The 18720-nt window shown below is 65.5% G+C and carries 18 protein-coding genes; 4 read left to right on the plus strand and 14 right to left on the minus strand.

Going from position 1 to position 18720, the window contains the following annotated elements:
- The first annotated feature begins 81 nt into the window (after positions 1–81).
- A complete protein-coding gene (gene queA, locus AB7A72_RS19815) occupies positions 82–1227 on the plus strand; it encodes a tRNA preQ1(34) S-adenosylmethionine ribosyltransferase-isomerase QueA (RefSeq protein WP_369460907.1) in 1146 nt (381 codons plus the stop codon).
- Between the two features lie 97 nt (positions 1228–1324).
- Here the strand turns inward: queA and AB7A72_RS19820 are convergent, their stop codons facing one another.
- From AB7A72_RS19820 to AB7A72_RS19835, 4 genes are read right to left on the minus strand one after another with little or no spacing between them, the layout of a single operon-like run.
- Positions 1325–2080 (minus strand): iron ABC transporter ATP-binding protein, encoded by a 756-nt coding sequence (locus tag AB7A72_RS19820; RefSeq protein WP_312416877.1) that lies wholly within the window; start codon positions 2078–2080, stop codon positions 1325–1327.
- Between the two features lie 15 nt (positions 2081–2095).
- Positions 2096–3094 (minus strand): iron chelate uptake ABC transporter family permease subunit, encoded by a 999-nt coding sequence (locus AB7A72_RS19825; protein WP_407065006.1) that lies wholly within the window; start codon positions 3092–3094, stop codon positions 2096–2098.
- A gap of 10 nt (positions 3095–3104) precedes the next feature.
- The gene (locus tag AB7A72_RS19830; RefSeq protein WP_369460909.1) at positions 3105–4136 is read right to left on the minus strand and encodes an ABC transporter permease; all 1032 of its coding nucleotides are present in this window, start codon (positions 4134–4136) and stop codon (positions 3105–3107) included.
- A gap of 36 nt (positions 4137–4172) precedes the next feature.
- On the minus strand, positions 4173–5123 hold the full coding sequence (locus AB7A72_RS19835) for a siderophore ABC transporter substrate-binding protein (protein WP_312416872.1): 951 nt from the start codon (positions 5121–5123) through the stop codon (positions 4173–4175).
- A gap of 470 nt (positions 5124–5593) precedes the next feature.
- Here AB7A72_RS19835 and AB7A72_RS19840 point away from each other — a divergent pair, with 470 nt between their 5' ends.
- Positions 5594–6538: a DMT family transporter gene (locus tag AB7A72_RS19840; protein ID WP_369460910.1), complete on the plus strand. Its 945-nt coding sequence runs from the start codon at positions 5594–5596 to the stop codon at positions 6536–6538.
- Positions 6539–6621: 83 nt separating this feature from the next.
- Here AB7A72_RS19840 and AB7A72_RS19845 read toward each other — a convergent pair whose 3' ends face one another.
- Both AB7A72_RS19845 and AB7A72_RS19850 read right to left on the minus strand, forming a co-directional pair.
- Positions 6622–8223, minus strand: coding sequence for a gamma-glutamyltransferase family protein (locus AB7A72_RS19845; RefSeq protein ID WP_369460911.1), 1602 nt, complete (start codon positions 8221–8223; stop codon positions 6622–6624).
- A 74-nt stretch (positions 8224–8297) separates the two neighbouring features.
- Positions 8298–9317, minus strand: coding sequence for a Bug family tripartite tricarboxylate transporter substrate binding protein (locus AB7A72_RS19850; RefSeq protein ID WP_373450934.1), 1020 nt, complete (start codon positions 9315–9317; stop codon positions 8298–8300).
- Between the two features lie 238 nt (positions 9318–9555).
- Here AB7A72_RS19850 and AB7A72_RS19855 point away from each other — a divergent pair, with 238 nt between their 5' ends.
- Positions 9556–10485, plus strand: a complete 930-nt coding sequence (locus AB7A72_RS19855) for a LysR family transcriptional regulator (RefSeq protein WP_369460912.1) — start codon at positions 9556–9558, stop codon at positions 10483–10485.
- An 8-nt stretch (positions 10486–10493) separates the two neighbouring features.
- Here the strand turns inward: AB7A72_RS19855 and AB7A72_RS19860 are convergent, their stop codons facing one another.
- Positions 10494–11186: a uracil-DNA glycosylase gene (locus AB7A72_RS19860; RefSeq protein ID WP_239810502.1), complete on the minus strand. Its 693-nt coding sequence runs from the start codon at positions 11184–11186 to the stop codon at positions 10494–10496.
- Between the two features lie 34 nt (positions 11187–11220).
- The gene (locus tag AB7A72_RS19865; protein ID WP_369460913.1) at positions 11221–13002 is read right to left on the minus strand and encodes an enterochelin esterase domain-containing protein; all 1782 of its coding nucleotides are present in this window, start codon (positions 13000–13002) and stop codon (positions 11221–11223) included.
- A gap of 175 nt (positions 13003–13177) precedes the next feature.
- Between AB7A72_RS19865 and AB7A72_RS19870 the strand changes: the two genes are divergently transcribed.
- Positions 13178–13570, plus strand: a complete 393-nt coding sequence (locus tag AB7A72_RS19870) for a YfeK family protein (RefSeq protein WP_369460914.1) — start codon at positions 13178–13180, stop codon at positions 13568–13570.
- Between the two features lie 40 nt (positions 13571–13610).
- Here AB7A72_RS19870 and trpC read toward each other — a convergent pair whose 3' ends face one another.
- From trpC to trpE, 6 genes are read right to left on the minus strand one after another with little or no spacing between them, the layout of a single operon-like run.
- Positions 13611–14411 (minus strand): indole-3-glycerol phosphate synthase TrpC, encoded by an 801-nt coding sequence (trpC, locus tag AB7A72_RS19875; protein WP_239810494.1) that lies wholly within the window; start codon positions 14409–14411, stop codon positions 13611–13613.
- 26 nt (positions 14412–14437) lie between these two features.
- On the minus strand, positions 14438–15469 hold the full coding sequence (gene trpD / locus AB7A72_RS19880) for an anthranilate phosphoribosyltransferase (RefSeq protein ID WP_239810493.1): 1032 nt from the start codon (positions 15467–15469) through the stop codon (positions 14438–14440).
- A gap of 23 nt (positions 15470–15492) precedes the next feature.
- On the minus strand, positions 15493–16152 hold the full coding sequence (locus tag AB7A72_RS19885; RefSeq protein WP_369460915.1) for a LysE family translocator: 660 nt from the start codon (positions 16150–16152) through the stop codon (positions 15493–15495).
- Positions 16152–16724, minus strand: a complete 573-nt coding sequence (locus tag AB7A72_RS19890; protein ID WP_369460916.1) for an anthranilate synthase component II — start codon at positions 16722–16724, stop codon at positions 16152–16154. Before AB7A72_RS19890 ends, AB7A72_RS19885 begins: the two co-directional genes overlap by 1 nt.
- A 2-nt stretch (positions 16725–16726) precedes the next feature.
- Entirely contained in the window at positions 16727–17056 is a 330-nt protein-coding gene (locus AB7A72_RS19895) for a chorismate mutase (RefSeq protein WP_369460917.1), read from the minus strand.
- A complete protein-coding gene (gene trpE, locus AB7A72_RS19900; protein ID WP_239810489.1) occupies positions 17053–18552 on the minus strand; it encodes an anthranilate synthase component I in 1500 nt (499 codons plus the stop codon). Before trpE ends, AB7A72_RS19895 begins: the two co-directional genes overlap by 4 nt.
- Positions 18553–18720: the final 168 nt, after the last annotated feature.

The raw sequence follows: 18720 nt of genomic DNA on the forward strand, positions 1-18720 counted from the left end.
CGCCTCTGCCACAGTGGCACAATCGCCCCCTTGTTTTGATCCCTGTGAGCTGCAGGTGTGTTCCGCCTGCATGAGCCAACGATGACTGCCTTCTCCGGTGCCCGCCGTACTTTTCAACTGAGCGATTTCGATTTCGAACTGCCCGAAGCACTGATTGCCCAACACCCGGCTGCCGAGCGCAGTGGCTCGCGCCTGCTGGATGCGCGGGAGCTACATCTGGCAGACCGCCGCTTCCACGAGCTCCCCGATCTGCTGCAAGCAGGCGACCTGTTGGTCTTCAACGACACCCAGGTGATCAAGGCACGCGTCTTTGGCGAAAAATCGAGCGGCGGCAAGATCGAGCTGCTGATCGAGCGCGTGCTGCAGGACAACGAAGTCGTCGCCCATATGAAGGTCAGCAAGAAGCCGGCCGTGGGCGGCGTGCTGCACATGGCAGGCGGCAGGAAGGCCGGTGGCTTTGATGCCACCTTGCTGGGCCGCTGGCCCAATGAGATGGGCGCGCTGTTTCGCCTGCGCCTGACAGGCCCCCAGGGGGAGTCACCGTGGGAGCTGATGCAGCAGCACGGCCACATCCCCCTGCCCCCCTATATTGAGCGCGAGCAGCAGACCGGCCAGGACCCCAACCAGGCGGAAGACGAGCAGCGCTACCAGACCGTGTTTGCCAAGAACCCCGGCGCCGTGGCGGCGCCGACCGCCGCGCTGCATTTTGACGAGAAGGTGCTGGCTGCGCTGGAGGCCAAGGGCGTGGAGCGCGCCAGCGTGACCTTGCATGTGGGTGCAGGCACGTTTCAGCCTGTCAAGACCGAGAACCTCAAAGACCACCAGATGCACAGCGAGTGGTACAACATCCCGCTGCCCACCCTGGCCGCGCTGGAGCGCTGCCGCCTGCGCGGCGGCCGGGTCATTGCGGTGGGCACCACCACCGTGCGCACGTTGGAATCCTGGGCCCGCACCGGCCAGCTCTCGGACGACACGAACATCTTCATCACCCCCGGCTTCCCGTTCCGCGTGGTGGACATGCTGGTGACCAATTTCCACCTGCCCAAAAGCAGCCTGATGATGCTGGTCAGCGCCTTCGCCGGCTACGAGCACATCATGGGTCTGTACCAGCATGCCATCGCACAGGGCTACCGCTTCTTCAGCTATGGAGATTCGATGCTGCTGCAGCGCCTGAAGGAGCCGGCCGCAGCCGATGCGGCGGCCGACCAGCCAATGGCCGCGTCCTGAGGCTTTCGCCGGTGCCGGCACTGCATAGCTGCTCGGGGCAATGGCAGCGCACAGGCAGGCGGCCGCCCGCCGCCAGCCTCAGCCAACCAACCAGCGATCAGAAATAGTCGCAGAAGCGCCGGCCACCCACCTCGTGCACCTGTACGGGAATTTCATACAGGTCGCTGAGGACCTCATCGCGCACCACCACCTCGGGCGGGCCTTCGCAGTACAGCGCGCCGGCCTTCATCGCGATGATGTGGTCGGCATAGCTGGCGGCAAAGTTGATGTCGTGCAGCACCACCACCACGGTCTTGCCGGCATCGCGCACTGCCTGGCGCAACAGCTTCATCATGCCCACGGCATGGGCCATGTCGAGGTTGTTGAGCGGCTCGTCAAACAGGATGTAGCGCGTGTTCTGGCATAGCACCATGGCGATATAGGCGCGCTGGCGCTGGCCGCCAGACAGTTCGTCGAGAAAGCGCTCGCTGAGCGGCTGGAGCTTCAAGTAGTTCAGCGCCGCATCCACCTGCACACGGTCCTCTTCGGTCAGCCTGCCCTTGGAATGCGGAAAGCGTCCAAAGGCCACCAGATCGCGCACCGTCAGGCGCAGCGCACTTTGGTTGTCCTGGCGCAGGATCGCCATCACGCGCGCCAGCGCATCGCTGGCCGTGGTGGTGATGTCCTGGCCCTCGATGCGCACCGTGCCGGAGGTCATCGGCATCAGCCGGCTGATCAGGGACAGCGCCGTCGATTTGCCCGCGCCGTTGGGGCCGATGATGGCGGTCAGCCGGCCCTGGGGAATGCGCAGGCTCACGTCATGCAGCACCGTCGTGGTGCCATGGGTCTTGCGCAGCTTGTCGGTTTCAATCATGGCTGGTCACCGCGCTCAGCTCTTGGCCTTGCGCACTAGAAGATAGATAAAGGTCAGTCCGCCCAGGAACTCCACGACGATGGACAGCGAGGTATTGAAGCCAAACAGGCGCTCCAGCACCATCTGGCCGCCCACCAACAGCAAGCCCCCCAGCAGCACCGAGCCGGCCAGGGTGTAGCGGTGCTGGTGGCTGTGCATCAGCTGGTAGGCCATGTTGCTCACCAGCAGGCCGAAAAAGGTCACCGGCCCGACCAGCGCGGTCGAGATCGACACCAGAATGGCCACCACCACCAGCACGCCCATCACCGAGCGCTGGTAGTTCACCCCCAGGTTGATGGCCACCTCACGCCCCAGCGCCAGCGCATCGAGCAGATGGCGTTGGCGCCAGACCCAGACGCCCACCAGCGCAATAACGGGCAGTGACAGCAGCAGCAACGGCAGCGAGACGGTGTTGAAGTTCGCAAACAAGCGGTCCTGCAGCACGGTGAACTCGTTGGGGTCCATCACGCGCCAGACAAAGTTGTTGAGGCTGCGAAAAAAGATGCCCGCGACAATGCCCACCAGCAGCAACAGATGCAGGTTGCTGGCCTGGCCCCGGAACAGCCAGACAAACAGGCTCGTCGACAGCAGCACCATCAGCCCCACATTCATGCCAAAGCGCGACAGCTCAGGGATCTGCATCGCCGCCACCCCCAACGTAAAGGCCAGCACCGACTGGATCAGCTGGAACAGCGCGTCGAACCCCATCACCGCCGGCGTCAGGATGCGGTTGTTGGTCACCGTCTGGAACAGCACGGTGGACACGCCGATCGCAAAGGCCACCGTCCACATGGTTGCCAGCTTCTTGCCGCGCAACGGCAGCACAAAGCTCCACTCGGCCTGCACCTGGCTGGTCATGAAGTAGAGGCTGGTCAGCAGCGCCAGCGCCAGCAGCAGCCACAGGCGCCGCGCCGGTGTGCCCAGCCAGGAGACGGGTGCAGGTGCAGGCGCCGCTGCGGAGGGCGAGGTCGACAATGTGTTCATCTCAGCCCCCCATGCGCTTGCGGCGCGACAGCAGCAGCGCCAGGAACATTGCACTGCCCAGCACCCCCATCACCGTACCAATGGGTATCTCGTACGGGGCGATCACCACGCGCCCGATCAGGTCGCAGGCCAGCGCCATCAAGGCCCCCGCCCAGGCCACCCACAGCACCGATTTGCGCACGTTGTCGCCCACCACCAGGCGCACCAGGTTGGGCACGATCAGCCCGACAAAGGGAATGATGCCGACGGTGACGATCACCGAGGCGGTGACGACCGCCACCACCAACACGCCCTGCGCCACCAGGCGCTTGTAGTTGAGCCCCAGGTTGGTGGCAAATTCCTGCCCCATGCCGGCCACCGTGAAGCGGTCGGCCGCCAGCATCGCCAGCACCGTGATGCCCAGCGACAGCCAGAGCATTTCATAGCGGCCCTGCACGATGGCCGAGAAATCGGCCGTCATCCAGGAGCGCGCCGCCTGCATCAGGTCAAAGCGGTAGGCGATGAACGTGGTGGCCGATTCGATCACGCCCGACAGCACCAGGCCGACCAGGGGCACGATCAGCGCCGAGCGCAGCCGTATGCGGCGGAGCACCGCCAAAAACAAGGCCGTGCCCGCCAATGCAAACACTGCCGCCAGGCCCATCTTGCCGAACACCGGCATATCGGGCCACCACAGGATGCCGATCAGCATGCCCATGCCCGCCGATTCGGCTGTGCCCATCGTCGTGGGCTCGACATAGTGGTTGCGCGCCAGCATCTGCATCAGCAGGCCGGCCACCGCCATCGCACTGCCGGCCAGCAGCAGCGCCAGGGTACGCGGCACGCGGCTGGCCACCAGCACCTGGGTGGCCAGGTCATCGTCGTTGTGGGAGAACAGGCGCAGCAAGGTCGTCACCGACACATCGCTGACGCCCACCAACAGGCTGACAAAGCCCAGCAGCGCCAGCAAGGCGATGGCCGGCAGCACAAAAGCCAGCGGGCGCAGCGCAAGGCCGCGCCTGCCGCCTGGCACTTTCTCAATCATGGTCGTCATGCTGTGGCTCGCAACAGGGGCTGGCTCAGCAGCTCATTAAGCTTTGGAGAAGGCGTTGATCAGCTGCGTCACATCGTCATGCAGCGAGCCGGGGCTGGCATTGCCCAGCAGGTACCAGTTGGCCGAGTTCAGGTAGACGATCTGCTTTTTCTTGGCCGCCTTGGTGGCGTTGACCAGCGGGTTGTCCAGCAGCTTGGCGGCGGACGCGCCTTCGCGGCCGATGGCGGCATCGCGGTCCAGCACAAACAGCCAGTCCGGGTTGGTCTTGAGGATGAACTCGAACGAGATCGCCTGGCCATGGCCGGCCACCTTGATGTCCTTGTTGGCGGCCGGGATGCCATAGACATCGTGCAGCATGCCAAAGCGCGAGCCCGGGCCATAGGCACTGAGCTTGCCGCCATTGGTCATCACCATCAGGCCGGTGCCCTTGTTGGCCGTCAGGCCCTTGAGCTTGTCGATATCGGCCTGCATCGCGGCCATCAGGGTCTGGGCCTGGGCTTCGTTGCCGACCATCTCGCCCAGGATCTTCAAGTGCTTGAAGGCGCTGGCCACCGGCTGGGTGTTGTCCACCGTCAGGTCCAAGGTGGGCGCAATCTTGGCCAGTTCGGCCACCTTGGCCGCCGAGCGGCCCCCGGCCACGATCACATCGGGCTTGAGCCCCTTCACCACCTCGTAGTTGGGCTCGAACAGGCTGCCGATGCGGATGTAGTCCTTGCTGGCGTACTGCTCCAGCACCGGTGGGAACTTCACCACTTCGGGCACGCCCTTGACCTCGGCGCCCAGCGCGCGCAGGCAGTCGAGTGCGGCCAGATCGAACACCAGGATGGTCTTGGGCTTGACGGGGATCTGCACCGTGCCGCCCGCTTGCTGCACCGCCAGAGTCTGCTGCGCCAGTGCGGAGCCTGCCGCCCAGGGCAGGGTCACCAGGGCACCCAGTTGCAGCAGCGACTGGCGGCGGTTGACGGTGGAGCGAGCGGAGCGCGACATGGAACATCCTTTGGTCGGAAAGCTGGCAGCCCCTGCATGCACCCGACCCAAGACCGTATCGCTACATTCTTCTTGTGCCCGCAGCGGAAGCCCCAGCGGTTGATGGAATGGAAACTTCGCCTGATGGATGCCAGGCTGCAGCACCCGAAGGCTTTACAGAGCTGACACATTTGCGAATCGTTCTCATTTGAATGGTAACACGCAGCTTTGTTCCCCTCGGTAGCAGGCGGGTACAAATCCGGAGATGCCTCCAGCTGCCACCCGCCTGTCCCTGATCGGACAGCCGGGCAAAAAAACTGCAGCCGCCAAGCCACGCGGGGGCCTGCAAGCGGCTGCAGCTTTCTACAATGGAGCCACACCCCCGCCAGCCCTTCGACTCCGCAGGAGACCGGCCGCCGCAGGGTGACTTTGCCCGCGTGACTCCCCCGACAGCCCCTGACCCTGCCTTGGCCCTGCCCGCCAGAGGCCTGATGCATTCCCCTGCCCTTGCACCGGACAGCGCCAGCCGCGTGCCCGCGACTCCCAGCACACCTGCTCCGCGCCGCCCCGGCCAAGGCTCGGCACTGACGGGCATTGTGCTGACGGTGCTGGCCTGTGCCTGCTTTTGCCTGCTCGATACCGGCTCCAAGTACGCGGGTGCGCTGTTGCCACTGCTGATGGCGCTGTGGCTGCGCTACATGCTGCAGTCGGTGTTCACCGTCGGCTGGGGCGTCTACCAGTACGGCGCCGGTGTGTTCCGCACCACGCATCCGCGGTTTCAGATGGCACGCGCCGCGCTGTTTTGCAGCAGCAATGCCTGCGCGATGATGAGCCTGCGCTACCTGCCGCTGGCAGAGTTCACCGCCGTCGTCGCGATGACGCCGCTGGCGATGACCCTGGTGGCGGCGCTCTGGCTCAAGCAGCCGGTCAGCCCGCTGCGCTGGGTGCTGGTGGCCATGGGCTTTCTGGGCACGGTGGTCATCATCCGCCCGGGCGGGGCCAATTTCAGCGGTGGCGCGCTGGTCTGGCCGCTGCTGCAGCTGGCGGCCAACACCGCCTACCAGATCGTCAGCAGCCAGATGGCCGGCAAGGAGCGGCCAGTGACCACGCAGATCTACACCAGCCTGCTGGCGCTGGTGCTGACCAGTGCCAGCCTGCCCTGGTTCTGGCAAATGCCCAGCACCATGGCCCTGTGGCTGGCGGCGCTGGCGATGGGCGTGGGCAGCACCATTGGCCACCTGATGCTGCTCAAGGCCTATGAGCATGCCAAGCCCGCCACGATCTCGCCGTTTCTCTACAGCCAGATCCCCTTTGCCGTGTTCTCGGGCTGGCTGCTCTATGGCCATATCCCCGACCACTGGGCCGTGCTCGGCATGGTCTCAATTGCGGTGGGTGGTGCGCTGAGCGCCTGGCTGTCGGTGCGCGAATCGCGCTGACCGGGCCGCTCGCAGACAGACGAAAAAAAGCGCCACCGGCACAAGTCCGGTGGCGCCCTGGGTGTATTGGTTCGACCGGCGCGTCAGTAGGCGGCCGCCTGGCCATCCTTGCGCGGATCGGAGCCGGCCACATAGTGCCCGCCTTCACGCAAAATCAGCTGCGCACCGCCGAACGCAAACACGCCATGGCCTTCCTCAATGGTCACCTCATGGCCCAGCGCGCGCAATGCGGCAATCACCTGCGGGTCAAAACCCAGCTCGACGGAGACCTGGTTGCCACCCGTCACGCGCCAGCGCGGCGCGTCTGCAGCGGCTTGCGGGTTCTGGCCATAGCGCAGCACGCGCACGGCCATCTGCAGATGGCCCTGGCTTTGCATCGGGCCGCCCATCACGCCAAAGGCCATCTGCGGTGTGCCATCGGCATGCATCGCAAACGCGGGGATGATGGTGTGCGAAGGGCGCTTGCCCGGCGCCACCTGGTTGGCGTGGCCCGCCTCGGTGGTGAAGCCGGCGCCCCGGTTCTGCAGGCTGATGCCGGTGCCCGGCACGACCACGCCCGAGCCAAAACCCATGTAGTTGGACTGGATGAAGGACACCATCATGCCGCTCTCGTCGCAGGCCGCCAGGTAGACCGTGCCGCCCGGCTTGGGCGCGCCGTAGCGGGCAACCTGGGCCTTGCTGCGGTCGATCAGCTGGGCACGCTCGGCCAGGTAGGCGGGGTTCAGCAGGTCTTGCTGGGGGTGGACGCGCATGTGGTCGATATCGGCGTTGTACTGGGCCAGGTCGGCCAGCGCCAGCTTCATCGCCTCGATCTGCAGGTGCACGGTCTCGGCACTGTCGAGCGGCTGGTCGCCAATGCCGATGGCATCGAGCAGACCCAGCGCGATCAGCGCGGCAATGCCCTGGCCATTGGGCGGAATCTCATGCACCACCGACTCGCCAAAAGACTGGGCCACCGTGCCCACCCAGTCGCAGCGGTGGGCGGCCAGGTCCTCGGCCGTCATCACGCCGCCGTTGGCCTGGCTGTGGGCTGCCATCTTTTGCGCCAGTGCGCCCCGGTAAAAGGATTCGCCCAGGGTCTCGGCAATCTCTTCCAGGGTGCGGGCATGCGCCTCGCTTTGGAACCAGCTGCCCGCCTGCGGCGCCTGGCCCTCGGGGGCAAAGCATTCCTTGAAGCCGGGCTGGTCGCCCAGCTTGGCCAGGCCCAGCGCCCAGAGCTTGGCAATCGTCGGCGATACCGCAAAGCCATGGCGCGCATAGTCGATCGCCGGTTGCGCCACCCGCGCAAAAGGCAGCTTGCCAAAGCGCTTGGAGAGCTCCACCCAGCCCGAGACCGCACCGGGCACGGTGACCGCATTCCAGCCTTTTTCCGGGATGCCGCCGAGCTTGCCGAAGTACTCCGGCGTCCAGCCGGCCGGGGCGCGGCCCGAGGCGTTCAGACCATGCAACTCCTGGCCGTCCCAGACAATCGCGAAGGCATCGCTGCCAATGCCGCAGCCGGTGGGCTCCACCACCGTCAAGGTCATCGCCGCGGCCAGCGCCGCATCCACCGCATTGCCGCCCGCTTGCAGCATGCGCAGGCCCGCCTGCGCGGCCAGTGGTTGCGAGGTGCTCACCACATTGCGGCCCAGTACCGGCGAGCGCTGCGAGGCATAGGGCTGGGCCCAGTCTTTCACGGTAGTCATGTCTTGTCTTTCTGAATGCAATCGAGAGGGCAGCCGGGGCGGCAACGACCGCCCCGGTCTGGTGGTGGCAACGCTTATTCGAGCGTGATGTGGTTGTCCTGGATCACCTTGGCCCAGCGGGCGCTGTCGGCCTTCACCAGGTCCGCAAACTGCGCCGGCGTGCCGGGCTTGGCCACATCGGCGCCCAGCTTGGCCAGGCTGGCCACCACCTCGGGATTTTGCACGGCCTTGTTGAAGGCGGCATTGATCCTGGCGGTCAGCTCGGGCTTGAGGCCCGCAGGCGCGTAGACGCCAAACCAGGTCACCGATGCGTAGCCGGGCAGGCCAGATTCGGCCACCGTGGGCAGCTGCGGCGCCAACTGGGTGCGCTCGGCGCTGGTCACCGCCAGCGCACGCAGGCGGCCGCTGGCCACATGGGGCATGCCGGTGGGGATGGAATCAAACAGCATATGCACCTGGCCGGTGGCCAGATCACTGATCGACTGCGCCGTGCCCTTGTAGGGCACATGGGTCAGGGTGATGCCCGCCTGGGCCGCAAAGGCCGCGGTGTTCAGGTGCACGATGGTGCCATTGCCGCTGGTGGCGTAGTTCAGCTTGCCGGGGTTGGCCTTGGCATAGCTGATCAGCTCCTGCACGGTCTTGACCGGCAGCGCGTTCGTGACCAGCAGCACGCTGGCGGCATCGGCTACATGGGCGATCGGCGTGAAGTCCTTGTCCGCACGGTAGGCCAGCTTGGGCATCAGGTGCGGCGAGATCGCGTGGGTGCTGCTGGTGGTGAACAGCAGGGTATAGCCATCGGCCCCGGCCTTCGCGGCCTCGGCGGTGCCGATGGTGCCGCCCGCGCCCGGGCGGTTGTCGATCACCAGCGACTGGCCCAGCTCCTGCGACACCTTTTGCGCCACGACGCGGGCCACCAGGTCGGTCGCGCCGCTGGGCGGGAAGGGCACGATGACACGGATCGCGCGCTCAGGCCATTGGCCGCCTTGGGCTGCGGCAAACGGGGACAGCATGGCCAGCGCCGTGCCGGCTACCAGGCCGGCGAGCAACGGCCGGCGGCCTGGCATGCGAGAAAGAAGAGAAGGGGTAGTTGGCATGGTGGTGAGCGAGTTGCATAACATCTGCGAAGCACTCTGCGCTTGTGGCGCGGGCCAGAACAAACCGGTTCTTGTGCGCCCACAGCGGGTGTGCCATGCGCGCGGGGGCAAAGGCGCCTGCGTGAAGCCTTGCATATTAAAAGCCTGTGACAGCAGGCGCCACCACCGATTTGGCAAGGTAGGTTTGCCGATACGGCAATGGGTTTATGCTTATGCGATTCTTTTGCGCAATACCACCATGCCCCACCGCCCGCCCACGCATCTGCAGGACACCGCGCTGCGCTACTTCCATGAGGTGGTGCAGTGCGGCTCGGTCAGCGCCGCATCGCTGCGCCTGCATGTGGCCAGCTCGGCCGTCAGCCGCCAGATCAGCGGGCTGGAGGCCCAGCTGGGCACGGCACTGTTCGAGCGCCATGCGCGGGGCATGCAGCCCACGGCGGCCGGGCAGATTCTGGCCGAGCTGGCGCGCCGCATCAGCCTCGATGCCGAGCAGGCCATCGATGCCATCCATGCGCTCGACAGCCTGCGCGCCGGCCTGGTGCGCATCGCCACCTCCGATGCCTTTGCCAATGAGCTGCTGCCCCAGGCCTGCGTGGCCTTCCAGCGCCGGCACCCAGGCCTGCGCTTTGAGGTGAGCATGGTGCCGACCTTGCAGGTCTCGGCCAAGCTGCTGGCCGGAGAGGCCGATATTGGCCTGCGTTTTAGCATGTCCCCGCTCAAGAACATTGCCGTGGTGCACCGCCAAAGCGCGCCGGTGCTGGCCGTGTTGCCGCCCGGGCATGTGCTGGCGCGCCAGCCGTCGCTCACGTTGGCCGAGCTGGCCCGGTATCCGCTGGCCCTACCGCCAGCCGAGACGGCGATCCGCCAGATGATCGACCTGGCCTGCAGCCGCCAGGGGCTGCAGCTGGACCCGGTGCTGACCACCAACCATGCCAAGACCTTGCTCCATTTTGTGGTGCATGGCGGCGGCGTCACCGTCTCCAGCGAAGTGGGGGTGCGCCATATGCTGGCAGCGGGCAGCCTGGTCGCGCGCCCCCTGACCGATGCCGGCCTGGACCTGCGCGATATCGAGGTGCAAACCCTGGCGGGCCGCCAGTTGCCTGCCGCTGCGCAGGCCTTTTTGGCGCTGCTGGTGCAGGAGCTGCAGGCGATGCCGGGCCCGTGCTGAGCGCTGTCTTACAGACCCAGCTGCTTGCGGAACGCCTGCGCCTGGCTGAAATGCCCATTGCCGATGAACGGCACCGGCGGGCGCAGCGCTGACAGCGGCGAGGGGTGGTTGCTGGTCAGCACCAGATGGCCCCGGTCCTGCGGGATCAGCGCACGCTTGCTTTGCGCATGGCTGCCCCAGAGCATGAAGACCACCGGCTTGTCCCCCTCGGCCACCTGGCGGATGATCGCATCGGTGAGCAGCTCCCAGCCCTTGCCGCTGTGGCTGGCGGCCTGGCCCTCTTCCACCGTCAGGCAGGTGTTGAGCAGCAATACGCCATGCGTGGCCCATTTGACCAGGCTGCCACCTGGATCGGGGAAAGGCGGGAACGGCACGCCCAGGTCGCGCTGCATCTCCTTGAAGATGTTCTGCAGCGACGGGGGCAGGCGCACGCCGGGGGCGACGGAAAAAGCCAGGCCCTCGGCCTGCCCGCGCCCGTGGTAAGGGTCTTGCCCGAGGATGACCACGCGCACGCTCTCGGGCGGGGTCAGGCGCAAGGCGCGCAAAGGCTCGGGGGGAAAGATCACCGCGCCGGCGTCCAGGCGCTGCTGCAGGTACTGCGACAGCTGCTGGCCCTTGGGGCTGTCAAAGAATTGGTCCACCGTGGCTTGCCAGCCGGCAGCCACCTGGTGGTCATGGAGCGCTTCAGATGTCAGTTGCATGCCCGCATTGTGCACGCTGCGCGGCGCCGCTGGGCTATCGCCCTTTGCACTCGGCTTGCAGCGTAGACAGCGCTGCCGGGTTGAGCAGCGCCACCAGCCCACAGGCGAGGGCGCCCTGCCAGTGCACATAATCATGCCCCGTGCTGTGCTCCCGCTGGGTCACCGGGTAGCCTTGGGCCCGCAGCACTTCGCCCAGCTCGTGGCTGGTTTCCAGAATGCCGGCCTGGCCACCGCGTGCGCTTTCATAGCGGCCCGCATCCAGGTAGAAGCGGACATCCTTGCGGGGCGCTGCCGCCCACCAGCGCGCCATCGCATTGGGCGCTTCGGCCTCTGGTGCCCACCAGTAGGAGCCGGACAGGCTCAGCACATTGCCAAAGCGCTCCGGATGGCGCAGCGCCATATAGCTTGATGCCAGACCGCCATAGCTGGAGCCGGCAATCACCGTGCGCGCAGCGGGCACATCCAGCCCCTGCTTGGCCAGCCAGGGCATCAGCTGCAGGCCCATGAAATCGGCAAATGCCGGGTTGGGCGGCAGCTCGGTATTGCGCAGTTCGCTGCTGGCATTGGCCACCAGCACCACGGCCGTGGCGGGGATCAAGCCCTGCGCCTGCAGCCGCTCAACGATCTGCGGCGTGGGCACCTGGCGCAGATAGGCATGGGCATCGAACAGCACCAGCAAGGCGCGCTGGTCCTGCGCGGTCTGGGCCCAGCCCGCAGGGCGGTAGATCCAGACATCGCGGCCATGGCCCAAGGCCGCCGAATGCAGCCAGTGGCGCTGCAGATCGCCCGGCAACGGCGCGTTCGCCGGCTGCGACCAGGGCTGCGCCGGCGCATCGGGCAGCTGCAGCACCGAGCGGCCCTGGTAATTGTCCACCGCTGCAGCGCCATCTTCCGACGCGGCCCAGCTGCGCGGGTTCAACGGGTCGCGCTGCAAGGTCGCCAGAATGCTGCGGCGCTGCTCGGTCGCCGTGCCGTCGATGCCGGGGACATCGGGCGCCATGCCATAGCTCAGGCGCGCATCGCTGGGCATCACAAAGCTGCTCCACCACACATCCGAGCGGCCCAGGCGCTGCAGCGATTCATGGTTGCCCGAGGGGCTGCCAAACAGGCGCACGCTGTGCTGCGCGCCGCGCCACAGAAAAGTCACCAGCCGCTCCTGGCCGCTCCAGGGCTCCACCAGCGGCGTTCCGCGCTGGGCCATCTGCTGCCAGAACGCATCAGTGGTGCCGCCACGTTCCAGATCGTGCGCCAAGGCCTGCAGGCGCGGGCTTTGCAGCGGCTTGTTGGGCAAGGCCACCGGTGGGCCGGCACGTGGGGCCCAGGCGCGTTGGATCTCTAGGCGGTAGTGGCCTGCGGCCGCCTGCGCAGGCAGCTGGCCGGCCTCTGCGCTGCTGCTGGCATAGTCCACCGCCGGCTGCGCATTCCAGTGCAACAGCAACTGCTCGCCCGCCTGGGCCTGCCAGGTGATGCCCTCGCCCACGCCATCACTGCGCAGCAGGCGGCGCAGATGCCGGCCTGCCGCATCTTGCAGATCCAGCTGCACACCACGGCCATCGACCTCCGCGCGCACCACGCTGCCGGCGGGCACCTGCAGCGCGTCGAGCTGCCAGCGCTGCTCTGCGCCAGGGGCCAACTGGCCTTGCACCATCTGCCCGATGCGCAGCAGCTGCGCAGGTGCTGGGCGCTCGGGTGCGCTGGCGCAGCCGCCCAGCACGATCAGCGCCAGCGCTGCGCTGGCAGCGAGCCCGCGCAGACGCGATGGTGGCAGTACAAAGGCGCTGGGCGCTTGGGGAGCATGGCGATCATGGATACTCATGGACAAACAACGGCAAACAGGCCGGCGGCCCTTGCTGGGCATGGGCCGCTGGCCGGGGAAGAAGGGGAAGATGCGAAGAAAAAACCCACTCCTAAAATATAGAAATGGGAATTATTCGTAATTGATACTAGCACAGCGCCTGCGCTGCCAGACCCACCAACTTGCTTGACGAGCCATGTCCTACCAACGATACCCATGGACCCCGGCCCTCGCCGCGGCCTGTTTGCTGTGCAGCCTGGCCGCCGGCGCGCAGACCGCCAGCAGCGGAACCAGCACCACCGAGCGCGAGATTCAATCGCTGTTCAAGGCCTTGCAGCAATCGGACTGTGAATTTGCCCGCAATGGCCAGTGGTACAGCGCCAGCGAGGCCAGCGCGCATTTGCAGCGCAAGTACAGCTACCTGCAAAAAAGAGATTTGGCGCCCACCGCCGAGGCCTTTATTGCGCGCGCGGCCAGCCAAAGCAGCATGTCGGGCAAGCCCTATCTGGTGCGTTGCCCGGGCCAGCCGGAAGTGCGCAGCCAGCAATGGTTTGAGGCCCAGCTGGCCCAGGCACGCACGGCGCAGTAGCGGCATTGCGCCGCTACTCGTTTTTTCTTAGCTGCTTTGCTTAAGCGAACAGCTTGGCCAGTGCTTCGCCCGGTTCATCGGCGCGCATAAAGGCCTCGCCCACCAGGAAGGCGTGGATGCCGGCATCGCGCAAGGTCTTGACATCGTCCGGGCTGGCAATGCCCGACTCGGTCACCAGCAGGCGGTCGGCAGGCACCTGCTTTTGCAGATCCAAGGTGGTCTGGATGCTGACTTCAAACGTGCGCAGATCGCGGTTGTTGATGCCAATCAGCGGCGTCTTGAGCTTGAGCGCACGCGCCAGCTCGGCGCCGTCATGCACCTCGACGAGCACGGCCATGTCCAGGCTGCGCGCAATCTGTTCCATCTCGGCCATCTGGGCGTCGTCCAGGCAGGCGGCGATCAGCAGCACGCAGTCAGCGCCCATCGCGCGCGATTCATAGATCTGGTAGGGATCGACCATGAAATCCTTGCGCAGCACCGGCAGCAAGGTGCTGGCGCGGGCCTGCTTCAGAAAATCCGGCTCGCCCTGGAAGAACTGGCGGTCCGTGAGCACCGACAGGCAGGCGGCGCTGGTCTTGCCGTCGCCCACCATGTAGCTCTGGGCAATGTCGGCCGGGTCAAAATCGGCACGGATCACGCCCTTGCTGGGACTGGCCTTTTTCACCTCGGCGATCACCGCGGCCTGGCCTTGGGCGATCTTGGCGCGCAGCGCGCCGACAAAGTCACGGGTCAGCACACGGCTTTCGGCGTCGCGGCGCATCACCTCGAAGGGGCTGCGCTTCTTGGCCTCGGCCACTTCGATGCGCTTGGCCTCACAGATTTTTTTCAGAATATCGGACATGTGTTTTCCTTGGTTGGGAGGCCGGCTCAGGCGGCAAGCCGGCGCGTCAGGGCCACCAGGTCCTGCAGCTTTTGCAAGGCCGCGCCGCTGTCGATCGCAGCGCGGGCGCGCTGCAGGCCGTCTTCGATCGAACTGGCCACATTGGCCGCATAGAGTGCCGCACCGGCGTTGAGGCAGACGATATCGCGTGCGGGGCCTTGCTCGCCTTGCAGGATGCCCATCAGCATCGCCTTGGACTGCTCGGCATTGTCGACGCGGAACGCGCGCGTGCCCACCATTTGGATACCGAAGTCTTCCGGATGGATCTGGTACTCGCGTACCACGCCGTCCTTGAGCTCGCCCACCAGGGTGCTGGCGCCCAGGCTGATCTCGTCGAGGCCATCACGGCCATAGACGACGATCGCATGCTCGGCGCCCAGGCGCTGCAGCGCGCGCACCTGGATACCGACCAGGTCTTCGTGGAAGACGCCCATCAGGATATTGGGCGCGCTGGCCGGGTTGGTCAGGGGCCCGAGGATATTGAAGATGGTGCGCACGCCCAGTTCCTTGCGGACCGGGGCCACGTTCTTCATCGCCGGGTGGTGGTTGGGCGCAAACATGAAGCCGATGCCCACCTCGGCAATGCTCTGGGCGATCTGCTCGGGGCTCAGCTGAATGTTGACACCCAGTGCTTCCATCGCATCGGCACTGCCCGATTTGCTGGAGACGCTGCGCCCGCCATGCTTGCTGACCTTGCCACCGGCAGCGGCAATGACAAACACGGAGCAGGTCGAGATGTTGAAGGTGTTGGCACCATCGCCACCGGTGCCAACGATATCGACCAGGTGCTGGCGATCGGCCACATGGACCTTGTTGGAGAACTCGCGCATCACCTGGGCGGCAGCGCTGATCTCGCCAATGGTTTCCTTCTTCACGCGCAGGCCGGTCAGAATGGCGGCAGTCATCACCGGGGAGAGCTCGCCCTGCATGATCATGCGCATCAGGTGCAGCATCTCGTCGTGGAAGATTTCGCGGTGCTCGATGGTGCGCTGCAGCGCTTCTTGGGGAGTAATCGACATGGAGTTTCTCGCTGTATCAGGGGTCAGGCGCCGGGCTTGTCGGTCAGCGCCAGCTTGAGGCCAAAGCCAATGAACATGGCGCCGGCCGCGCGGTCGAGCCAATGCAGGCGCTGGCGCAACCCGCCCGCGCGCCGGGCCATTCCGGCACCCATCCAGACCCAGAGCATATTGACGGGGATGGCGTTCAGGTTGAAGAGCAGGCCAAGCGCGGCAAAGGCCAGGCTCTTGTGGGCGTAGTCCGCGGCGATGAACTGCGGAATAAAGGCCAGAAAGAAGATCGCAACCTTGGGGTTGAGCACGTTGGTCCAGAAGCCGCCCCAGAAGATGCGCGCCAGAGGCGTGCCCGGCTCTGCCAGAGCCGGTGCGTTACCGGCAGGCGACAGCGGCTTGCTGTTGTTTTTGCTGCGCAGCATCTGCAGGCCCATCCACAGCAGGTAGGCCGCGCCCAGCCACTTGAGTACGCCAAAGGCGGTGGCCGAGGCGGCCAGCAATGCGCCAACACCCAGCGCAGCAGCCGTCACATGCACCATGCAGCCAGCGGTGATACCGGCGCTGGCCACCAGGCCGGCACGCCAGCCCTGGCGCGCTGCATGGCTGAGCATGTAGAACACGTCCGGGCCCGGGGTGAGGTTGAGCAGCCAGCCAGCTGCGATGAACATCAGCAACTGGTGCGGCTCGACCATCAGCGCTGCTCCAGAAAGTTCTTCAGCATCGCATGGCCATGCTCGGTGAGGATGCTCTCGGGATGGAACTGCACGCCCTGGATCGGCAGGCTCTTGTGGCGCACGCCCTGGATTTCGCCATCTTCACTGGTCGCCGTCACTTCCAGGCAATCGGGGCAGCTGCTGCGCTCGATCACCAGCGAGTGGTAGCGGTTGACGGTGAATTGCGCCGGCAGACCGGCAAACACGCCTTCTTGCGCGGTCGTGATCACGCTGGTCTTGCCATGCATTTGCTGCACGGCACGCACCACCTTGCCGCCAAAGGCCGCGCCAATGGCCTGGTGGCCCAGGCATACGCCCAAAATAGGCAGCTTGCCGGCAAAGTGCTGGATCGCCTCAATGGAGATACCGGCTTCGGCCGGCGAGCAGGGACCGGGCGAGATGACCAGCCAATCGGGCTGGTGGGCGGCGATGGCCTCGAGCGAGGTTTCGTCATTGCGCACCACCACGACCTCGACCCCCAACTCACCGAAGTACTGCACGATGTTGTAGGTGAAGCTGTCGTAGTTATCGACCATCAACAGTTTTTTCATCGTCACTCCCGGGGTTTGCCACCCGCTTGCAAGCGGGCCAGTTCGCGGTGTTCGTAGGCGATGTAGGCTTCCATCATCGCGCGGTAGATGGTCTCGATCACATCGGGTTGGCCGCCTTCGAGCGCCGCGCGTTCGCGCACGCGGCTGACGATGGTCTCGATGCGCTCTTCATCACGCACCAGCTCGGGGTTGTTCTTGACCTTGGCAGCCTGGGTCATGTAGCCGCCGCGCTCCACCAGCAGGGGCACCAGGATGTCGTCGAGCGCATTCACATTGCGGCGCACGTCGGCCATGGTGTTGCAGTCTTCTACTTTGTCGATAGCGCGGGTCATTCCAGTCCTTCCTCAACGAGTTCGGCCGCGCGCAGCAGTGCGCGGGCCTTGTGTTCGGTCTCTTTCCATTCCAGCTCGGGCACCGAGTCGGCGACCACGCCAGCCGCCGCCTGCACATAGAGCATGCCGTCCTTGATAACGCCAGTGCGGATCGCAATGGCCAGGTCCATGTCGCCGGCAAAGCTCAGGTAGCCGCAGGCACCACCATAGATACCGCGCTTGACCGGCTCGAGCTGGTCGATGACTTCCATCGCATGCACCTTGGGCGCACCCGACAGGGTGCCGGCCGGAAACGTGGCCTTGAGCACGTCCATGCTGGTCATACCGTCCTTCAGAATGCCCTCGACATTGCTGACAATGTGCATCACATGGCTGTAGCGCTCCACCGCGAAGGCCTCGGTCACCTTGACGGAGCCGGTCTTGGCAATGCGGCCGATGTCGTTGCGCGCCAGGTCGATCAGCATCACATGCTCGGCGCGCTCCTTGGGGTCGTTCACCAGCTCCTGCTCGGTGGCCTTGTCCTTTTCCGGCGTTGCAGCGCGCGGCCGCGTGCCGGCCAGCGGGCGGATGGTGATCTTCTGCCCTTCCTCGACCTGCTCCTGGCGCACCAGAATCTCGGGGCTGGCCCCTACCACCTGGAAATCCCCAAAGTGGTAGTAGTACATATAGGGGCTGGGGTTGAGCGAGCGCAGCGCGCGGTACAGCGACAGCGGGTTCTCGGTATAGCGCTTCTGGATGCGCTGGCCCACCTGCACCTGCATGAAGTCGCCGGCGGCAATCATCTCCTTGGCCTCCAGTACAGCCTGGAGGTAATCGGCCTTGGCAAAGCTGCGCTCGGAGGGGTAGCTGTCACCGGCCTTGATTTGCGGCACGCTGACCGAGTAGCGCAGCTGCTCCTTGAGCTGGCGCACGCGCTTCTTGGCCTTGGAATAGGCCTCGGCCTCGGCCGGGTTGGCGTAGACGATCAGGTAGAGCTTGCCCGACAGGTTGTCGATGACAGCGACCTCTTCGCACTGCAGCAGCAGGATGTCGGGCGTGCCCAGGGTGTCGGGCGGGCAGCTGTTCTCGAGCTTTTTCTCGATGTAGCGCACCGCGTCATACCCGAAATACCCCGCCAGACCACCGCAAAAGCGCGGCAGACCGGGCGACAGCGCGACCTTGAAGCGCTTTTGGTAGTCGGCAATGAAATCCAGCGGATTGCCTGCATGGGTCTCGACCACCTGGCCATCGGTCACCACCTCGGTGCGGGCATCGGCGCCAAAACCGCTGGCGCGCAGCAGGCTGCGGGCAGGCAGGCCGATAAAGCTGTAACGGCCAAAACGCTCGCCCCCGACCACGGATTCGAGCAGAAAGCTGTGCTTGCCATCGTCATGCGTGTGGCAGAGCTTGAGGTACAGGGAGAGAGGGGTTTCCAGATCCGCAAACGCTTCTGCGACGAGAGGAATGCGGTTGTAGCCTTGGTTGGCCAGACTTTTGAATTCGAGTTCGGTGATCACGAAGAACCATCCCCAGCTTGAGCAGCGCACGCTGGATGTGTGCGTATCGTGCGCTGCAGTTCATCTTTGGTGGGCTGGCCTTGCAACCAGCCCTCGGGCGCACGCTGGGGCGTGTTACCCAGCGGCAATCAAACAGGCATAGATACAGGCTTACGCCAGGGCCAAGCT

Source organism: Comamonas sediminis, assembly GCF_041107495.1.
In the GTDB taxonomy this organism is placed as follows: domain Bacteria; phylum Pseudomonadota; class Gammaproteobacteria; order Burkholderiales; family Burkholderiaceae_C; genus Comamonas; species Comamonas sediminis.

Bases quoted from the DNA above. Each gene is read 5' to 3' on its own strand.
- AB7A72_RS19830 (WP_369460909.1), bottom strand. From the start codon at position 4,136: ATGACGACCATGATTGAGAAAGTGCCAGGCGGCAGGCGCGGCCTTGCG.
- trpC (WP_239810494.1), bottom strand. From the start codon at position 14,411: ATGTCCGATATTCTGAAAAAAATCTGTGAGGCCAAGCGCATCGAAGTG.
- AB7A72_RS19840 (WP_369460910.1), top strand. From the start codon at position 5,594: ATGCATTCCCCTGCCCTTGCACCGGACAGCGCCAGCCGCGTGCCCGCG.
- queA (WP_369460907.1), top strand. From the start codon at position 82: ATGACTGCCTTCTCCGGTGCCCGCCGTACTTTTCAACTGAGCGATTTC.
- AB7A72_RS19845 (WP_369460911.1), bottom strand. From the start codon at position 8,223: ATGACTACCGTGAAAGACTGGGCCCAGCCCTATGCCTCGCAGCGCTCG.
- AB7A72_RS19820 (WP_312416877.1), bottom strand. From the start codon at position 2,080: ATGATTGAAACCGACAAGCTGCGCAAGACCCATGGCACCACGACGGTG.
- AB7A72_RS19895 (WP_369460917.1), bottom strand. From the start codon at position 17,056: ATGACCCGCGCTATCGACAAAGTAGAAGACTGCAACACCATGGCCGAC.
- AB7A72_RS19890 (WP_369460916.1), bottom strand. From the start codon at position 16,724: ATGAAAAAACTGTTGATGGTCGATAACTACGACAGCTTCACCTACAAC.
- AB7A72_RS19860 (WP_239810502.1), bottom strand. From the start codon at position 11,186: ATGCAACTGACATCTGAAGCGCTCCATGACCACCAGGTGGCTGCCGGC.
- AB7A72_RS19885 (WP_369460915.1), bottom strand. From the start codon at position 16,152: ATGGTCGAGCCGCACCAGTTGCTGATGTTCATCGCAGCTGGCTGGCTG.
- AB7A72_RS19865 (WP_369460913.1), bottom strand. From the start codon at position 13,002: ATGAGTATCCATGATCGCCATGCTCCCCAAGCGCCCAGCGCCTTTGTA.
- AB7A72_RS19855 (WP_369460912.1), top strand. From the start codon at position 9,556: ATGCCCCACCGCCCGCCCACGCATCTGCAGGACACCGCGCTGCGCTAC.
- AB7A72_RS19835 (WP_312416872.1), bottom strand. From the start codon at position 5,123: ATGTCGCGCTCCGCTCGCTCCACCGTCAACCGCCGCCAGTCGCTGCTG.
- AB7A72_RS19850 (WP_373450934.1), bottom strand. From the start codon at position 9,317: ATGCCAACTACCCCTTCTCTTCTTTCTCGCATGCCAGGCCGCCGGCCG.
- AB7A72_RS19870 (WP_369460914.1), top strand. From the start codon at position 13,178: ATGTCCTACCAACGATACCCATGGACCCCGGCCCTCGCCGCGGCCTGT.
- trpD (WP_239810493.1), bottom strand. From the start codon at position 15,469: ATGTCGATTACTCCCCAAGAAGCGCTGCAGCGCACCATCGAGCACCGC.